At 31.4% G+C, this 19,144-nt stretch carries 14 protein-coding genes; 3 read left to right on the top strand and 11 right to left on the bottom strand.

The genetic code is table 11. The features are described from left to right. Window positions 1-67: 67 nt before the first annotated feature. The 8 genes from FOF46_RS07875 to FOF46_RS07840 form a co-directional block, all read right to left on the bottom strand. Window positions 68-1,606, bottom strand: a complete 1,539-nt coding sequence (locus FOF46_RS07875) for a YifB family Mg chelatase-like AAA ATPase (protein ID WP_143916081.1) — start codon at window positions 1,604-1,606, stop codon at window positions 68-70. A gap of 95 nt (window positions 1,607-1,701) precedes the next feature. Continuing rightward, complete coding sequence (locus tag FOF46_RS07870) at window positions 1,702-3,450, bottom strand: hypothetical protein (protein WP_143916080.1); 1,749 nt, start codon at window positions 3,448-3,450, stop codon at window positions 1,702-1,704. 11 nt (window positions 3,451-3,461) lie between these two features. Further along, complete coding sequence (locus tag FOF46_RS07865; RefSeq protein ID WP_143916079.1) at window positions 3,462-4,643, bottom strand: DUF4249 domain-containing protein; 1,182 nt, start codon at window positions 4,641-4,643, stop codon at window positions 3,462-3,464. Window positions 4,644-4,647: 4 nt separating this feature from the next. Further along, the gene (locus tag FOF46_RS07860) at window positions 4,648-5,844 is read right to left on the bottom strand and encodes a DUF4249 domain-containing protein (protein WP_143916078.1); all 1,197 of its coding nucleotides are present in this window, start codon (window positions 5,842-5,844) and stop codon (window positions 4,648-4,650) included. A gap of 4 nt (window positions 5,845-5,848) precedes the next feature. Then, window positions 5,849-7,045: a DUF4249 domain-containing protein gene (locus FOF46_RS07855; RefSeq protein ID WP_160114183.1), complete on the bottom strand. Its 1,197-nt coding sequence runs from the start codon at window positions 7,043-7,045 to the stop codon at window positions 5,849-5,851. A 22-nt stretch (window positions 7,046-7,067) separates the two neighbouring features. Then, on the bottom strand, window positions 7,068-9,830 hold the full coding sequence (locus FOF46_RS07850) for a carboxypeptidase-like regulatory domain-containing protein (RefSeq protein ID WP_143916076.1): 2,763 nt from the start codon (window positions 9,828-9,830) through the stop codon (window positions 7,068-7,070). After that, a complete protein-coding gene (locus FOF46_RS07845; RefSeq protein ID WP_109436501.1) occupies window positions 9,827-10,564 on the bottom strand; it encodes a hypothetical protein in 738 nt (245 codons plus the stop codon). Before FOF46_RS07845 ends, FOF46_RS07850 begins: the two co-directional genes overlap by 4 nt. Before the next feature lie 522 nt (window positions 10,565-11,086). Next, complete coding sequence (locus FOF46_RS07840) at window positions 11,087-12,421, bottom strand: aspartate kinase (protein WP_109436500.1); 1,335 nt, start codon at window positions 12,419-12,421, stop codon at window positions 11,087-11,089. Between the two features lie 111 nt (window positions 12,422-12,532). Between FOF46_RS07840 and FOF46_RS07835 the strand changes: the two genes are divergently transcribed. Further along, window positions 12,533-13,177: a hypothetical protein gene (locus tag FOF46_RS07835; RefSeq protein WP_109436499.1), complete on the top strand. Its 645-nt coding sequence runs from the start codon at window positions 12,533-12,535 to the stop codon at window positions 13,175-13,177. Window positions 13,178-13,235: 58 nt separating this feature from the next. Here FOF46_RS07835 and FOF46_RS07830 read toward each other — a convergent pair whose 3' ends face one another. The 3 genes from FOF46_RS07830 to parS form a co-directional block, all read right to left on the bottom strand. Continuing rightward, window positions 13,236-15,305 carry a M13 family metallopeptidase gene (locus tag FOF46_RS07830; RefSeq protein ID WP_109436498.1) on the bottom strand — a complete coding sequence of 690 codons (2,070 nt, stop codon included), beginning with the start codon at window positions 15,303-15,305 and terminating at the stop codon, window positions 13,236-13,238. Window positions 15,306-15,510: 205 nt separating this feature from the next. Beyond that, window positions 15,511-15,966 (bottom strand): RES family NAD+ phosphorylase, encoded by a 456-nt coding sequence (locus FOF46_RS07825; protein WP_143916075.1) that lies wholly within the window; start codon window positions 15,964-15,966, stop codon window positions 15,511-15,513. Then, the gene (gene parS / locus FOF46_RS07820) at window positions 15,966-16,418 is read right to left on the bottom strand and encodes a type II RES/Xre toxin-antitoxin system antitoxin (protein WP_109436496.1); all 453 of its coding nucleotides are present in this window, start codon (window positions 16,416-16,418) and stop codon (window positions 15,966-15,968) included. The genes FOF46_RS07825 and parS overlap by 1 nt, the downstream gene beginning before the upstream one ends. Before the next feature lie 487 nt (window positions 16,419-16,905). Between parS and FOF46_RS07815 the strand changes: the two genes are divergently transcribed. Both FOF46_RS07815 and FOF46_RS07810 read left to right on the top strand, forming a co-directional pair. Continuing rightward, the gene (locus tag FOF46_RS07815) at window positions 16,906-17,439 is read left to right on the top strand and encodes a hypothetical protein (protein WP_143916074.1); all 534 of its coding nucleotides are present in this window, start codon (window positions 16,906-16,908) and stop codon (window positions 17,437-17,439) included. A 222-nt stretch (window positions 17,440-17,661) separates the two neighbouring features. Then, on the top strand, window positions 17,662-19,065 hold the full coding sequence (locus tag FOF46_RS07810) for an ATP-binding protein (RefSeq protein ID WP_109436494.1): 1,404 nt from the start codon (window positions 17,662-17,664) through the stop codon (window positions 19,063-19,065). Window positions 19,066-19,144: the final 79 nt, after the last annotated feature.

Raw genomic sequence — 19,144 nt, 5'->3', positions numbered from 1 at the left:
TGGATTGTTGATAAGAACCACAAATAGTTTATAAGTTATCGAATACCCCATTATTGGACTTATTAAACTAGCCTAACCAACCATCCCGATCCAGGCTTCTGTATTGTATGGCTTCAGAGATATGATTTCCTTTTATATCCTTAGAACCTTCAAGGTCTGCAATAGTTCTTGAAACTTTTAGAATACGATCATAAGCTCTTGCTGATAGATTTAACCTTTCCATTGCTGTTTTCAGTAATTCTTTTGAATTTTTATCAAGTGCACAAAATTCTCGTATTTGTTTTACCCCCATTTGTGCATTGTAATGAATACTCTGTAACTTTTCAAATCGCTTGGTCTGAATATCTCTTGCTACAATCACTCGTTTCCGAATATCGACACTAGGCTCTCCTCTTCTTTCTTCGCTAAGTTTATCAAATGGAACCGGAGTAACTTCAATATGAATATCAATTCTATCTAATAAAGGCCCGGAAATCTTACTTAGATAACGTTGCATTTCTGCAGGAGAAGAGACTACAGGCGCGTCAGGATCATTAAAATAACCTCCCGGACTCGGATTCATGCTCGCCACTAACATAAAACTAGATGGATAAGTGACTGTAAATTTTGCTCTCGAAATTGTTACTTCTCTGTCTTCTAAAGGTTGACGCATTACCTCTAACACTTCTCTTTTAAATTCTGGCAACTCATCCAAAAATAAAACTCCATTATGTGATAGGGATATTTCTCCTGGTTGTGGATAACTTCCTCCTCCAACTAAAGCTACATTTGAGATCGTGTGATGTGGACTTCTAAATGGTCGTTGTGCCATTAATCCAACATTATCTTTAATACGCCCAACGACACTATGAATTTTGGTCGTTTCTAATGCTTCTTGCAAAGACATAGGCGGAAGAATACTTGGTAACCTCTTACTTAACATCGTTTTTCCACTACCCGGAGGACCTACCAATATAATATTATGACCTCCCGCGGCCGCAATTTCCATACAACGTTTTATACTTTCTTGCCCTTTTACATCGGCAAAATCAAATTCGGGATTAGCAAGCGCCGAATAAAATTCTTCCCTAGTGTCAACGATAGTTTGTTCTAATTGTCCTTTATCATCAAAATAATCAATTACCTCTTTAATATTATCAACACCATACACCTCTAGATGATCTACAATTGCAGCCTCTTTAGCATTTTGTTTTGGAAGTATAAAACCTTTAAAACCTTCTTCTCTGGCCTTAATGGCTATTGGAAGAGCTCCTTTTATCGGTTGCAGACTTCCATCTAGAGAAAGTTCCCCCATAATTAGATAATCAGAAACAGTATCTCCTTTGATTTGTGAGCTTGCAGCAAGGATTCCTAATGCCAAAGTAAGATCATATGCAGATCCTTCTTTTCTTAAATCTGCAGGCGCCATATTGATAGTAATTTTCTTTCCTGGTAATTTGTAACCGTTATTTTGTAAAGCAGCTGCGATACGATAACTACTTTCCTTTATCGCATTATCAGGCAACCCTACCAAATGATACCCAATCCCTTTATCAATATTTACTTCTACAGTTATTGATGTTGCTTCAACACCAAAAACAGCACTACCAAAGACCTTTGTCAGCATATATTCCTTTTTTCATACATGCAAACATAATCAGAATGAGTTTCAAAAAATGAAACTAGATTTTTGTATTCCGAAATATAGAATGGTAAAATAAATTATTCGACTATCAATATTTCTCGAATAGAGACTGGTTTTCCTTTATCAGTAAATCCTTCTAGTGAGATTTCATATTGCCCAACATTGTCTGATGTAAAAAAGTCAATTACCATCTCTTTAGCATCAAATTTAAGGTTGGGTATCCACAGTAATTGATGTCTATAATCCGGAATATGATCTGTTGTAGACTTTGTAGCTTCATCATATTGTTCGTGATAATATTTTTTTATAGGCAATGGTTTTGATAAAGTCAAGCTATACACCCCTTCACTTCTAAATGATTTATAATAATCCCCATCTATTGTTTCTATATCTATCACTCCTTGAAACATTTGTGAATTTAGAAAATACAAATCTCTTATAAGTTTAATACTTTTAATTTTGTTTGCATTATAATCCACTATAGTACTATGATCCTGAATTATGACGCCATCAATAATAACGAGTGGTAGAAATGCATAATTTGAAGAAGATTCATAGCCACGAACCTGAAAAACATATTGCTCTTCATCAATCTTTTTAATCCATGCATTATTTACAATTTCTACCAAAGTTTCTCTTATTGTAGGGAATCTTGTGTAATCATCTAAATTAAAAACCTGTGCAATATCTCCATAAAAACGAGACTTATCATCATTTAAAGCCAGTGTATCAGGTTTAACAGAGAAGTATCCATTGCGTATTTGATTATACACACTGCGTTCCAAAACGGATGATTTAGATTCTGAAGACAATGAAAATTTATTAAATACAAGATCAGAATAATCAGGGGATTTAGGATCATCCAAGGTTATTCTGAATTTCTCTTTATCGCCTAATACCTGAACTAAGGCATCCTGCTCAATGTGGGCCTTGTCTACATTAAAATAAAACACTCCGTCCCCATCTGCTTCTGCTATTTTTAATTCATAATTCTCACCAGGTATTGATATAGCTACTTTCTTATTAGATACTAAAGTTCCCGAATCTACAGGAGTAATCTTTCCCGATATAAGCTCTCCTCTAAGTTCTGGTGGAACAATTTTTTTAGGACTACCACTTTGTTGTGATTCATACAGAGAAAAAAATGTTTTGGTGCTATATCTTGATGCTTCTTGAAAGGATGTATCCTTCTTTTTAACTGATATTGAATAATTTCCATACCCAAGATTGCTTCTTATATCTTTTATGGTTAATTGAACCTTACTCCTTTTAGTAAATTTTTTCTTATTCAGAATCAGTTTTACATTAGTATTATCATTTTGAATCAGATCCGAATCACTATTTATCTCTTTCTTATCTGAAGTCTCTAAAATGTTTTTTTGATTACCTTGATAAGGATTTATGACACTAATATCTCCTTGAAAAAAATTATTCTTAACCCCGTTATTCATCCATTGCGTGTATCCTACAAGTTTATAATTCCCAGAAGGAATAGTAACTGGAAGGAAAAAATCTCCTTGCCCTACTCCTTTATTCAAATTTATTTTATGTTGGAAAATACTTTTTTTATCCTCTCCTACTAACTCCACATATGCAATTTTACTCAAATCACTCAAGAGGTTAAGCTTAGCATTAATACAGTATAAACTATAGTATAAATATTCTCCTGTGAATAATAATGATGAATTGTAATGTATATAAACTTTTTCTTGAGGTATATCCTTATAGTCTATAGATTGTAATTTATCTTCGGTATTTGATTGAGAATTAACCAATGAATAAAATAAAAGAAAGATCACCACTAATTTCATACTATGTCTATTCATAATTTTCATAATTAATTTTCCCAAAATTCTGGGATTTCACTATTACCTATCTCTGTACAATCACCACACTCCTTTTCTACTAACTTATATGGACCTCCTTGTTCTGGGTCATCATTAAGACCAGCAAACAAAAACAATCCCGACCTTATTATACTAGAAAATCCATTTATACGTGGCGCACCAATATTACAATCTTCAAAATAAGGAGGTAAGTCTTCTTTTGGAAAAAAGTCTCTATAATTAAAAAAAATACGTTTTGATGATATTGAAGAAACCTGAAAAAGCCCTAAAACATTTTCTTTTTCATTAGAAAGCGATTTGATATTACCTACAATAAATCCAGGTTGTGTTTGAGAAAACAAGGTTATAGAATTAGAAAATTCTTTCAGTGTTTGATAAAACTCATATGTTTCTCTCGACTGCACAAACTGATGTACTAGAATTGAATAGCGATCACTTATTGTATAATCATCGATACCAATAAAACGAACCAAAAATTTTGACACTCTATTTTCATCAAAATCTTCAGTTTTTGTAATTAAAATATCTAAAGCAGGGTTTGTTTTATAGCATACTCTTTTTTCTAAAGGTCGTCTAACGAAATCCACCGTTAATGGGTTATCAGAAAGTAAAATTAAATCAAAATCATTAAATTCTGGAGCTACAAATCTAAATGTTTCTTCGAATTCATATCTGTAAAAAGACGCATTACCTGTTGCATCAAAACTATCTACAAAAATCCCTATTCCTTCCTTACCTTTTTCATTAATAATTCGCTCAGCATATAGTTTGTCTATACTTGTTTTTGGTGTTAATTCTACCGAATCAGATATATATGATTTACCGTCATTGGTTTGAATTGATAAAGTATACTCTCTATCGGATAATGCCTGAAAAGGCAATACTGATGTATACACCCCTAAATCTGTTTCCTGAAAGAGATACTCACTCCCTTCACTATCACTAATCTTCACTTCAGCATCCTTTTCTCCCGATAAATTATCATCTTCAAACCGAAAGGTTTTTGACAACTTAACCACTTGGTGTTTTAACTCATCTGTAATATTAGCTTCGATAACAATAATATCTTCAAAAGTCTCTGTTTGTAGTTTAAACTCTTCTGTACAATTTGTTATACAAAACAAGATGAGCATTCCTAAAAGTATACGATATGTATTATTATTCGTTTTCATTATATTAATTCTCCCAAAACTCTGGTACTTCACTACTTCCTACCTCTGTACAATCACCACATTCCTTAGGCACTATACGATATGGTCCAGTTTCTACATCATTTGATCCTGTTTCTTCTAAAAATAAAAAAAGTCCTGTATTAAATGTGTTCGTAAAAATGCCTGGAGAAGGCATAATTGGCGGAGCAATACCTTCACAACTAAAAAAATATGGTGGTAGATCCTCTACTACAAAAAAATCTCTATAATTAAAAAATATACGTTTTGATGATACTGATGATACTTGAAAAAACCCAAGTACATTTTCGTCAGGATTTTCAATAGCTTCAATATTACCTGCTATAAACCCTGGTTGTATTTGCGAAAACAAGGTTTCTGAACCAGAAAAGTCTTCTATCGTTTCATAAAACACCTGAGCTTCTCTGGACTGCACAAATTGATTAACCTGTATAGAATAACGATCACTAATACTATAATCATCTGTTCCTACAAAATGAACCAAAAAACGAGAAATTCGATTTTCATTAAGTCCTTCAGTCTTTGCCAGAATTATATCTGTTGAAAGATCAGTTTTATAACATGTTCTTTTTTCGATTGGTCTTGGTGTAAAATCAACCACAAAAGGATCTTCTGAAATCACTTCGAGATCAATAAAAGAAAACGACGGCGCAACAAATCTATATGTCTCGGCATACTCATACCGATAAAACGAGGCGTTCCCTGTAGCATCAAAACTATCTACAAAAATACCTACTCCTTCTAACCCATCATCATTAGTCATACGTTCTGCATAAAGGTTATCTATTTCTGTTTCTGCCGGTAAAACAACAGGATCAGAGACATATGATTTCCCATCGCTTGTGCGTATCGACAATGTATATTCTAGCCCAGAAATTGCTTGAAAAGATGTCGTAGATATATATACCCCTGAGTCAGTTTCTTCAAAAACATATTCATTTTGATCACTATCAACAACTATTACCTCTGCATTACTTTCTCCAAATGTTCCACTTTCATCCTCAAAACGAAATGTTTTTGATAATTGAATTTTATGCTGTTTTAATTCATTCGTAATGTTTCCTTCTATTACCAAAAGGCTTTCAAAAGTTTCGGTTTTAGGTACAAATTCTTCTGTACAATTTGTTAAACAAATGACTACTAATCCTAGAAAAAAACGATGTATTCTATTTTTTAAATTCATGTTATTAATCTTCCCAAAAATCTGGTCTTTTATTAGTTCCCAAAACGGTACAATCTCCACATATCTTGGGCACTAATAAATAAGGCCCTTCAAAAATATTATTTACCCCTGTTTCTCCATCAAATAAATACCTATCCGCATTTAACTCATTAATTAGAGCTACTGGAATTGGAACTATAATAGGCGCAAATGATTCACATCCTACAAAGAATGGAGGGATAGGCTCTGTTGGGAAAAAGTCCCTATAATTAAAAAATATGCGTTTTGTAGTGGTTGATGTAACCTGAAAAAAACCCAACACATTTTCATCAGAGTTATCGACTGAATTAATATTTCCTTCAATAAATCCTGGTTGAGTTTGAGAAAACAAAGTTACTGAACTAGAAAAGCTTTTAACATTTTCATAAAATGAATGCGCTTCTCTAGATTGAACAAATTGATGCACCAAAATAGAGTATCTATCACTATTTCTGTAATCATCCACCCCGATAAATCTAACTAAAAACTTAGACACTCTATTTTCATCAAAATCTTCGGTCTTGGTAATTATAATCCCTTGAGAAACATCGGTTTTATAACAAGTTCTCTTATTTTGAGGTCTTGGAACAAAATCAATAACAAAAGGATCTTCAGAATCCAAAACAATATCCTCGTCATTAAAACTAGGTGCATTAAATCTATATGTTTCTTCAAATTCGTATCTATAAAAAGAAGCATTACCGCTTGGATCGAAATTATCCACAAAAATACCAACTCCTTCTAATCCTTCATCATTAGTCATACGTTCTACATAAAGATTATCTATTTCATTTTTCACTGGTAATATCATTGGGCTGGAAATATAGGACTTCTCATCATTAGTTCGTATTGATAGCGTATATTCTCGACCAGAAACAGCTTGAAAAGGAGATATAGACCTATATACCCCAGGAGTAGTTTCTTCAAAAATAAATTCGTTTCCTTTATTATCAACAACCATAACTTCAGCATTACTTTCTCCTAAAGAACTATTTTCTTCTTCAAAACGAAATGTTTTTGACAACAAAATTTCATGTCGTTTTAACTCATCTGTAATGTTTCCTTCAATTACCAAAAGACTTTCAAAAATTTCTGTTTTGGGTTCAAATTCTTCAGTACAATTTACAGCAGAAAATATGATCATGATTACAAATAACATATAATATTTCTTATAGTATTTCATAGCTATAATATAGAATACCTCATCAAAATTTAAAACTATAAGTAATCGACGGCACGGGTACCGAAAAAATTGAACTTTGTAATCCTTTAATCTCACCCTCATCCGTAACAAAAAAGACAGAGAAAGGATTATTTCTTCCCAATACATTATATATAGAAATTGTCCAAAAACTATGGGCCACTTTTCCCTTTTTGTGATTGCCTTCAACATTAAAACCAATATCTAATCGATAAAAATCTGGTATTCTAAATTTATTACGATCACTGTACACTACAAATTCAGAATTATTAAAATTAAAATTCCCTATAGGAAAAGTTACAGGTCTACCTGTCTGGTATACAAAGTTTGCAGATAGACTAAATCTTCTTGTAAATTTATAATTAGTAACCATACTAATATCATGAGGCCTATCAAAATTTGAAGGAAAAAAATCTCCATCATTTACTTGTTCTTCTCTAAATGGACTATCCAACTTAATAAAAGAACGTGAATAAGTATATGCTAACCATCCATTAAACTTTCCTTTGTTTTTTCTTATTAAAAATTCTGCACCATATGATTTTCCATCCCCTTGTAAAACTTCGGTTTCTATATTTTGATTTAGTAATGTTTGTGCACCTGTTTTAAAATCTAAAATCTTATCTAATCTTTTATAAAACCCTTCTAGACTTAGCTCATAAGCATTCTGATTAAAGTTTTTATATAGCCCGATAGAATATTGATTTGCCCTTTGCGGTTCTATATTTAAATCTGAAAGTTTCCATGTATCTATTGGAGAGGCTGTGGTATTATTAGATAATCTATGTATATATTGTATTGTGTTATTGTAGCTTGCTTTGACCGAAAAATCTGGTAATATCAAATATCTCGCAGACAATCTAAGTTCTGGTCCTCCATATGTTTCGACTACTTCATTTTTGTCAAATTCTCTTGTTTCAATTAGAGTTCCATCATTTTTAGGTAATCCTTCTTGATATATTCGCTGTGATGATTCTCCCAATGTATTAAACACAGAAAATCTAATCCCTGCATCCAATAATAATTTTTTGGTTACATCAAACTTTCCAGAAAGAAAAGCAGCTGATTCTAAACCTCTTTCTTTTGGAACGTTTACAGGCGTTACAATAGATTCTGCACCATCCGGTTTTTTATTTCCTGGTCGCAATGCATATAACTTACTTGAAATACCATAATCAAACTTTAATCGATCACTATACAAGTATTTCATTTTTAATTTTAATTCGGTTTCTTCAATACTATTCCCTAGTTTAAAATCACCATTTGTATCTCCATCAAACTCTATATCAAATTCATAAGCACTATTTACTACTATTAAATTACCTCTATTCTTCTCATTAAACTTATGCTCCCAGTTAAGAGATAATGCTCTGTTTTTATAAATATACAATGAATCAGAAGTAATACTAAAGTCATCTCTACTAAAATAGCCTGTTGCACTAATTTTATTATTCTCATTGAATTTATGATTATATTTTGCCACAACATCATAAAATGATGCCTCACTATTTTGTAGGTTTTCTTCATCCAGAGATCTTAAAATCCAATTCGCATAAGCTACTCTTCCTCCAACCATAAGTGCAGACTTATCTTTAAACACTGGTGTTTCTAATACTACATTACCGGTAACAGGACCAATAGAGGCCTCTCCTTTAAACTCCTTAGCATCACTATCTCTTGTTTTGATATCAAATACAGAAGATAATCGACCTCCGTATTCTGCTGGTATACTCCCTTTATAAATATTAACTTCACCAAGAGTAAATGGGTTTAATGCAGAAAATACTCCGAAAAAATGTTGAGGATTATAAACCACTGCGTCATCTAGTAAGATTAGATTCTGATCTGATTTACCCCCTCTAACATTAAATCCAACGGCTCCTTCGCCAGCAGTAGTAACTCCTGGTAATGTAGTAGCTACTTTTAAAACATCACGTTCTCCAAGTACCAATGGTATATTCTTTGATTCTTCTACATCAACTTTCTCTGCTCCTGTTATTGCACTTTTAACATTTTCATTGACATTTGATTCTATAATTACTTCATCAAGAACTTCTAAACTTTCTTCGAGATTAAAATCCAACTCACCGTCATTATAAATAATAATCCTTTTAGTTTGATTTGCAACTCCCATAGCACTTGTTTCTAAAATATTGAGACCTGGAGAGAGTTCTATCTCATAGTATCCATTTTTATCTGTATCGGTTCCTGTATTTTTATTTTTTACAATAATCGAGAGGTTAGACACTGGAGCACCTGTTCTACTATTTATAGCATATCCTTCTAGAGTAAAACTAGATCGATCACTATTTTTATTTTCTCTTCCTATTCGAATAGTTTGTGCTCTTCTCTTTTTTGAAATACCATCTTTTATCTGAAAAACCGGATTCACCTTTATTTCTTCTCCACTATCAACAGTTTCTTTTTTTTCATTTCCAAAAAACCCCTTCGGTAATTCATCATAAATAACACTATTACGAGTTATTATAATCCCTTTTTTATTAGAAATAAAAAAGTTCAAAATGGTGTCTTTAAAGATATCTTCTAAAACTTCATTAAGCGGAGTATTTTCATACTTACCAGAAACAATTTTATCTCCTAACCAAGCATCGACAAAATAAAAACGATAATTTGTTACTTCTTCTATTTGACTAAATGCATTTTTGAGATTAACGTTATCGAACGACAATGACACCTTAGGTTGATTATCTTGTGCGTATATAACGGTAAGCCCGAAAAAGAATATAATTCGTATTAAAAACCTCATTCTTTTATACTATTATTATTGTTAGAAATCAGTGAATGGATTTTTTTCATTAGAAGTATCCAAAACATATCTGAATTTGATTTACGTACTGTCTTATTAGCGTTATAAAAAGTAGTGATGTCTTTCTTGAGTTCTGGAAAAACTCTGTTTAATTCGCTTTTTGTACGTATTAAATAGTAACTATCATTATAAAAAAGAAAATATGATTCTCTATCCAAAAAATCATATAACAACCGGTCTTCTTTAAAGAGCTCTTTCTTAATTTTATGATGTTTCTTATAAAAAACAAAACGATCATTACTTGTTAGAACTTCATAGAATCCAGATTCTTTTGTAGTACTTATTCCAGAACGAATATTAACAAATTTATGATCACCAATACTAAAATTATCCACATTACTGGAAATAAGCTGTAAAGTTCTTACTCCAAATTTATTTGACAATTTAATAAGTACCTTATCTTCATAAATATTATATTTTATCATCAATCCATAGTATTCCTTACCTTCATACGAAACTGATCCCGGAATAAAATCAGATGAATTAAAAAATTGATGTTTTTTATGTATAAGATTATATTTCTCTGTGTATAATACACCATTATATAGTCCTGTATTCTCTATACCTATAAATGTATCAAACCAATTATAGTAGTCTGGATTATTTTTATTGAGTAACTGACCATAGGATATGAAACAAAAAAGTGAGGAAAAAAATAGTAGCCGTATTTTCATGCAGTTTTGATTAGTTAGACTCTTTTAAAACCACAATAACTTTTAGCCCAATAACTATAAAAGGAATATCTATAGTTTAGATAGTTAAATTAAACCCAGGATTTAGATAATTGTAATGAATTAATAGAGATTTCTTATTTTTTTCTAAAAATACATATTTTGAAAAGCTAAAAAACACCCTTCACTGTTAAATAATGTTAATTATTTAAAAAAGAAGAAAATAGTTGAATTATAAAAAATTCATAATCTCCTCTTTCTTCTTTCGAGTATCTCCATAGTTTCTGGAATATGATTTTAAATAAACAAGTATAATTTAAAAACACTATCTAGTAGTCCTGTATATATAGAAAGTTGAAGATCTAGGACTTTTTTCTTGTTGATAACTTATATCTTTTTTTGTATAATGATTAGCAATCTATTATAAACTAATAAAGTAGGGCTTACACTTTGTTAAGATATATATTACGTATGATATCAAAGCTCATGCCCTACTTATTTATGTACAAATTACATAACAAACAATTATACTACTGCCTCTTCTTTAACCTGAAACAGTTTTTCATTTAAAAATCTTAATGTTGGAATTTTATCTTTTGTATCTACCAGAATAGATATATTATTATTACTTCCTCCATAAGAAACCATACGAACCGGAATAAAATTTAATATTTCAAAAAGTTTATATGAATTCTTATCATTAATAACAGATTCCCCAACAATACATATAATACTATGATCCTGTTCTACTGTTATTTCTGCATAGTTTTCTATTTCTTTTACAATCTTATCTAAATTGGTAGTATCATCAATAGTTAATGATATGGCGATTTCTGAAGTTGTAATCATATCAATAGATGTATGATAATTATCAAATACTTCGAAAATCCTTCTAAGATAACCATGCGCCATTAGCATTCGATTAGACTTTATTTTAATCGCGGTAATTCCATCCTTTGCAGAAATTGCTTTCAATCCTTTTCTGTATGTCTTATTAGAAATTACTGTTCCAGAGGCTTCTGGATCAAAAGTATTTTTTAATAATACAGGGATATCTTTATCTACTACAGGAGAAACAGTTTGTGGGTGAAGAATTTTTGCTCCAAAATATGCTAACTCCGCAGCTTCGTTATATGTAAGGTGAGATATTGGATGCGTTTCATCCACATATCGTGGATCATTATTATGCAGGCCATCTATATCTGTCCAAATTTGTATCTCAGAAGCGTTTATAGCTCCTCCAATAATTGTAGCAGTATAATCACTACCTCCTCTTTTTAAATGACTAATCTCTTCTTTAGTATTTCTACAAACAAATCCCTGAGTAATATATATTGAAGATTGAATATTATTTTCTAATATCCTGTTCAATTTTTTTGAAACCTTCTCAAGATTGGGGTTATCTACAGAATCAACATACATAAATTCTTTGGCATCTAAAAGTACATTGGGCACATCAACAGTATTTAAAAATCCAGAAAATATATACGTTAATAATGTCTCTCCATATGTAATAATCCTAGAATTAATAATTTCAGAATAATCTTGACTAGATATCTCAAACATTTCTGTTATCATAGATGATAAACCATCTTTAAGTGTATTTTTTACTTCCTGGTTTTCAATTAACTCATCAATAACATCACTATGTTTACTCTCAAGTCGATGTAAATTTCTTGTTATAGCATCTGTATCTTTAAATTTTATACTTTCTACCAATCTAATCAATTGATCAGTAACTCCAGACATTGCAGAACAAACTACAATTTTATCTTCTTGATCAGAAGTCAAAATTTCTTTAACTCTATTTAGATTTTCAACAGATCCTACAGAAGTTCCTCCAAACTTTAAAATTTTCATCAATCTTACTTTTACTGTTTTTTAACGTTGCATAATTAGTTAATAACGAACAGATAATAAATATTTTAAAAGAAAAAGCATAAATTTGCACAGAATGTTAAATATATAACAATGAAAACAATTACTGATTGCGTACACAATATACTTAGACATCAACCCTTTCTTGAGGACGCTCTATCAAGAGATATTATAAACTTTAGTTCTTTGGCCATTGATTTATTGCCAAGAGTAGAAAAAGTTATGAAAAAACCTGTTAAACCAGGATCTATTGTAATGGCATTAAGGCGCTATCATCCCAGACGTATTAAGCATATTGACAATTTGAGGAACCTTGGAGATATTGTAGTAAGGTCTGGAATAACAGAATATACCTTTTTAAATTCTAACACTATATTATCAAGTCAGAGTAATCTCTTAGAAAGTGTAAAAAACGAAGCTAAAGCATATTTCACTTATTCCAGCAACTTCCAGGAGAGTAATATTTTAGTAACATCTTCACTTAAAAGTATTGTAGAAAAGCATTTTAAAGCTGAAACCTGTATCTCTGTTGCAGATAATTTATCTTCTATTTCTATTGCCTTACCCGAAGATAATTCTAAATCCATTGGACTATACTTTTACATTTTTAAACTCTTAGCATATGAAGGCATTCCTGTTTTTGAGGTTATTTCTACTTCAAATTATTTTACTTTGTTTCTAGAAAAAGAATATGTAAACAAGGCTTTTCTTTTAATGAATGAAATTAAAGAAGATTGAATAAAAAAACCCTGCCAGATAGCAGGGTCTTATTATATAACTATTATAAATAAACGTATTACCAGATTTGAACTCTTTTCTCTGGCGCTAAATACATTTTATCACCTTCTTTTATCTCAAATGCATCGTAGAATGCCTGAACATTTAACAACGGTTGAATTGCTCTTGTAAAGCCTGGAGAATGTGGATCAGTTTTGATTCTTGTTCTTAATGCATCTTCACGCATTTTTGTTCTCCATACTGTAGCCCAAGACATAAAGAAACGCTGCTCTGCCGTAAACCCATCAATATCTTCTGGTCTTCCGTTTTCAGCAAGGTGCATTTGTAATCCATCATAAGCTCCTAATACACCTCCTAAATCACCTATATTTTCACCAAGGGTAAATTTTCCATTGATAAATACACTATCCAATACCTCTATAGCACTATATTGCTCTGCTAATGCATCTCCTCTTTTTGTAAATGCCTTAAGATCTTCTTCTGTCCACCAATTTTTAAGGTTTCCATCTGCATCAAAACGAGCTCCAGAATCATCAAAAGCGTGTGAAATCTCATGACCAATTACCGCACCGATACCTCCATAATTAACAGCTTCATCAGCAGTGTAGTTATAAAAAGGTGGTTGTAAAATCGCTGCAGGGAATACAATCTCGTTATTAAGTGGATTAAAATATGCGTTCACCGTTTGTGGTGACATTCCCCATTTTGTTTTATCAACAGGTTCTCCTATATCCTCAAAATTCTTATCCCTTGCCCACTTATCTACAGCGGCCATATTCTCAAAATAGGTTTTATCTGAAGACACTTCCATTTTAGAATAATCTTCCCATTTATCAGGATATCCAATTTTAACAGTAAACTTATTCAGTTTTTCAATCCCTTTTGCCTTGGTTTCATCACTCATCCAATCCAATTTCTGGATACGAGCTTTATATGCTTCAATTACATTAGCAATCATTTTTTCGGCCTTGGCCTTAGCTTCTGGCGGGAATTTTTCATCCACATATAGTTGTCCTAAAGCTTCTCCAACTGTTCTATTTACAGTAGCAAGCGCACGCTCATCTGCTGGACGTTGTTCTTTTTGACCACTTAAATATTTACTATAAAACTCCCAATTAGCAGTTTCAACATCTGTTGTCAAGCGACCAGCTGCATTATTAAATGTATCCCATCTGATCAAAGTCTTTAAATCTTCGATAGACGTATCCTTTAAGAAACCATCTAAAGCTTTAGTGTATCGTAATTGAGCAACTATTATGGTATCAAATTTCTTAGTTACACCAAGATCACTAAGCATTTTATTAACATCTATTGAAGTTAACATTTTATCAGCTTCTGCTATTGTTCTTGGATTATTATAGTTACGAGCATCTCTACTTTCAACTTTATTTAGTCTTGGTTCTGCAAGTTTAGTTTCTAAATCAAGTATCTTGTCTGCTGCTGCAGTAGCGTCGGACTCTGAATCTCCCAACATTTGCAACATTCTAACAATATGCTTTTTATATTCTACACGAATTTCTTTTGATTTACCATCTTGATCTAAGTAGTAATCTCGATCTGGTAATCCCAATCCATTTGCTCCAAGATAAACCGCATTCATAGCACTGTTATTTAAATCTGCCTGTACACCTAATCCTATGAATGGTGACGAAACTGATGGGTTTTTGGCCAGTACAGTTTGTAAGTCATTAAGATTCTTAATCGATGCAATATCATCAAGTGCTGACTGTAATGGTGTAAGACCTGCTTTATTCCTTGTTACCGTGTCTAATTTGGTATCAAAAATGGCTAATGCTTTTGCTTGATCGGTATCTCCACCGTATTTCCCGCTTTTCTTAGCTTTATCCAAAATTTCCAGTACATCTTTATCTGTTGACTTACGAAGCACTCCAAATCCTCCCCAAGTTGTTCTGTCCGCCGGAATTTCGGTGGTTTTCATCCAACTTCCATTAACATAGTTATAGAAATCTTCTTTAGGGCTCACGGTCGTATCCATATTTTCTAGGACTATCCCGGGGATTTTTTCTACCTCTGCTACCACTTCACTCTCGCTATCATCTTTTTTTGTTTCGTTTTTACAACTCACAAAAGCGAAAATAAATGCAGCTAAAAAATAAACATTTTTCATTTTTATACTCATTCTATTAGTAAATTAAGATTAGTTATCTGCAATATGACGTATAAATTGAGAATTTGTTACGCATATTAAGCGCGTAATTTATGGAAAATGATAGATGTTAATACTCTTTATATAGAGTTTTAACTAAAAAATAAGATTTATAAAAAGTAATAAATTCAAAATAAAACAGTTAGCTTCTCAAAAAAAACAATTCTTATTTCAACAATCTGGTATCGAAAGAGAATGGTTCTATGTCCACAAGTTTTATTTCCCCAAATTTAGGATGCAAAGGATTGATGAGAAGGTTTTCTTCTTTTGGTATGATTATACTAGGGACCTTAAGTCCTAAGTATTTCTCCTCTGTTATCCATGGAACTGCAAAATTTTGAATTTCTATCGGTACAGGAATTTTATTCCAATTATCAGGTAATGTTTCTATACGCATAGTAGTTACCAGCTCATCAGGAATGGTTATTGTAGCAATTGCCATATCATCCGGGAAATAAGCAGCTGGTAAATGTGCTAATACTTCTAAGGCCGAAAGAGCTACAGACGCACTTGTATAAAGTACCGCAATACCTTTGGGATTCCACCTTCCACCTACAGTTTTTGCACCAATTCCAGAAAGGTCTTTAATGTATTTTTGCTTTGCTATTCTATATACTTGCATTATGCAAAGATTCCATGCTCGATTCTAACTAATTCTTCATTAAGCAGTTGAAAACCAAAAGTTGTATCCAGAAGTTCTTTTGGTTTTTTCATAGCTAATGCAACACTTGGGTGATCCATCCAATTCTTAAAACGAATAAGGTCTCCAAAAATATTTTCCCCTTTTGCATAAAGTTTTGCTAATTGTAACGCCTTTGCACTTGCCTCAGTACTTAATTTTTTATTCAAATCATAACGTTGGATAGTACGTTCTGACATATGTAGTACATGTGCTAATTCTTTGAGATCAAAACCAATAGTTTTGGCTAAATGTAACAATGCTTTTTTATCTATTCCATTTCTTGATAATTCAATAAAATCATACATATTTCGTAATGGAATATCTATATTTAGATATCGTAATAAACCTTTATTCTCAAAACTATCAAAATCCAAAGGAGATACTGCACTCATGGCTATTTATTTTACGACAAAAATACAAAAAAAAATGACAACTGTCAAATATTACTGATAAAATTGAGTTAAATTATGGTTTTACCGTATTTCATAACATACTTGATGATTACATTATATCCTCTGACCTAATAAAGTACCTAATTATTAATCATTACTATAATGAACGTATAACTTTAATACTTAGTTCATACAAACTTTACTTTTATACTGTAAAAATCAATAGAATTATAAAACTCAAGTTAGATTTGTTAAAAAAAACAAAATATCTCTATTTCTAAAACTTCCAGTGATTACGGGGGTATTCAAGATTTATACTGCTAAAACAAAAATAATTTTCAATCTTCCGCGCAAAAAAGTTACGTTTTTAACATAATTTATTGTATATTGTCGTTGATTTTATGTTTTACAACGATAAAAAACCAAAACAAGAAAGAAATTTCTTACAAATTTAAAATTAAGGTTTAACCCTAAAACCCCAAGCTATATGAAAACACTTTTACCCTTATTAGTCTTGTTTATAACAAGCGTTACATTGGCAAATACTAAAATCGATATTTCATATAAGTTAATGTCGGTCACAGAAAACACTATTGTGAATGGTTTGGATGAAAATACAGAAGAAGGTGTTATTTTTATTACAGAAAGTTTACATCTAGAAGATGGTGTTCGTATTAAAGTTAGAAATGCATGTCTTATCATCCTTGGTGATTTAACTGGTAATGGTATAATCGACATTGATGATACTGCAACCGTTACTCTTGAAGGACAAGAACAAGGAAGAATTACCTTTATAGACAGATTTTTGGCAGATGACACTTGCCAACAAAGTACTGATTTAAAAACTTTTAAAGATATAAAAGAAGTTCCCCAAGGTCTTAACTACAGTCTTTATAATATGTCTGGAAGATTATTAGACAAAGGAGAAGTTGACGACTATATTCAGAATTATTTAGATCCAAAAACTTATCTAATTAAGATAGAAGGATATAAATTAAAGCAAATAGTTTTCAAAGGATAATTTTAACACTAAAGTAAGGTTTAAAATCCGCAGCAGATCTTCTGTTTCGGATTTTTTTATGGCATCTATTTACACCAAAAATTCTTAATTTTAGAGAAACATTAAGTTTTGTATTTTAAAAAAGACTTATATTTAACAAGAAATCCCCTATAAAAATTTACTTCCTTACCTCCAGGTTGTTAAACACTAAACTAACGTAAGAACTCAACCAAATCAATTCATATGGTTCATATATCATGGTTCAAATCTGAGGTAGCAAAATATACTTTTTACGGAGTACTATTTGGACTTATGTTTCCTATTCTAGCCACGTGTATTGATATAATGAGACTGGATATGGAACTTTCCTGGAAATCTGCAATCTTTGTTCAAAAGAACTATCCAATTCATTATATTATAGATACAGCTCCTCTATTTCTTGGACTATTTGCCATGTTTGGTGGAAGAAACCTAGATCGTTTAAAAGAAAAAAACCATCAAATATTAAAGGCTTCAAAATTCAAACAAGATTTTCTTGCAAATATGAGTCATGAAATAAGAACACCTATGGTAGGCGTAATAGGTATGATAGATTTGCTTCTTAAAAACACACCCCTAAATAGTTTACAAAAAGAATATGTAAATATCATTCATCAATCTTCTCTAAACTTATTAGATATTTTAAATCAAATTTTGGATCTATCAAAAATAGAAGCAGGAAAATTTGATTTAACTCCGACACATATTGATTTTAAAAAAACAATACATCAAAACATGAATCTTTTTCTAGCAACAGCTAAGGCAAAAGAAATTGATATGTTTCTCGATTATTCAGAAGAATTACCAACTACTATTCTTGCAGATGGTAATCGTTTAACTCAAATTATTTCTAATCTTATAGGCAATGCTATTAAATTTACCGAAGGAGGTGACATACACATAAAAGCCTCTTTATCATCAAAAAAGAACGATGATTTAGTGATAAAATTAGAGGTTATAGATTCTGGGGTTGGTATTAATAAAAAAGACCAGGAGACTCTTTTTACTCGTTTTAGTCAATTTCATGAAGCTTCTATCACAGCCGGAGAAGGAAGTGGTCTTGGGCTCACTATTTGTAAAAAACTAGTAGGTCTTATGCAAGGAAAATTAGGAGTCAAAAGTGAATTAGGCAAAGGAAGTAATTTTTGGTTTACCTTTAAAACGACTCGATCTAATTTAACAATAACCAAAGAGAATACTCCTTCTCTAAAAAAACAAAATCAAAAATACAACCTACATGTTTTATTAGTTGAAGACTCAGACACTAACATACTTGTCTCTGAACAAATATTAAAATACTTAGGATGTACTTCTGATATTGCGAAAGATGGAAAACAAGCATTAAAAATATTCAAAGAAGATACGTATGATCTTATTTTAATGGATATAAACCTACCAGAATTAGACGGAGTACAAACCTGCAATCTAATTCGTGAAAAATACACCAAAATCCCACCTATAATTGCACTTACGTCAAATGCACTTCCCGGTGACGCAGAACGTTACATTGCCAAAGGTCTAGATGATTATATCACAAAACCTTTTACAACAGAAATTCTAAACATTAAACTTAAGAACTGGTTTGGAGATCACCATGAATATCATTAAAAGTCATAAATTCTAAATCAATTGACTTCTCACCTCTGTTTTTAACGTATCTACAGCAAATTACATCAAGAAAATTTCT

Source organism: Aquimarina algiphila, from assembly GCF_007489275.1.
In the GTDB taxonomy this organism is placed as follows: Bacteria; Bacteroidota; Bacteroidia; order Flavobacteriales; family Flavobacteriaceae; genus Aquimarina; species Aquimarina algiphila.
Note: the sequence above shows the minus strand (reverse complement) of the source record. Positions and strands in the feature narration are given on the sequence as shown.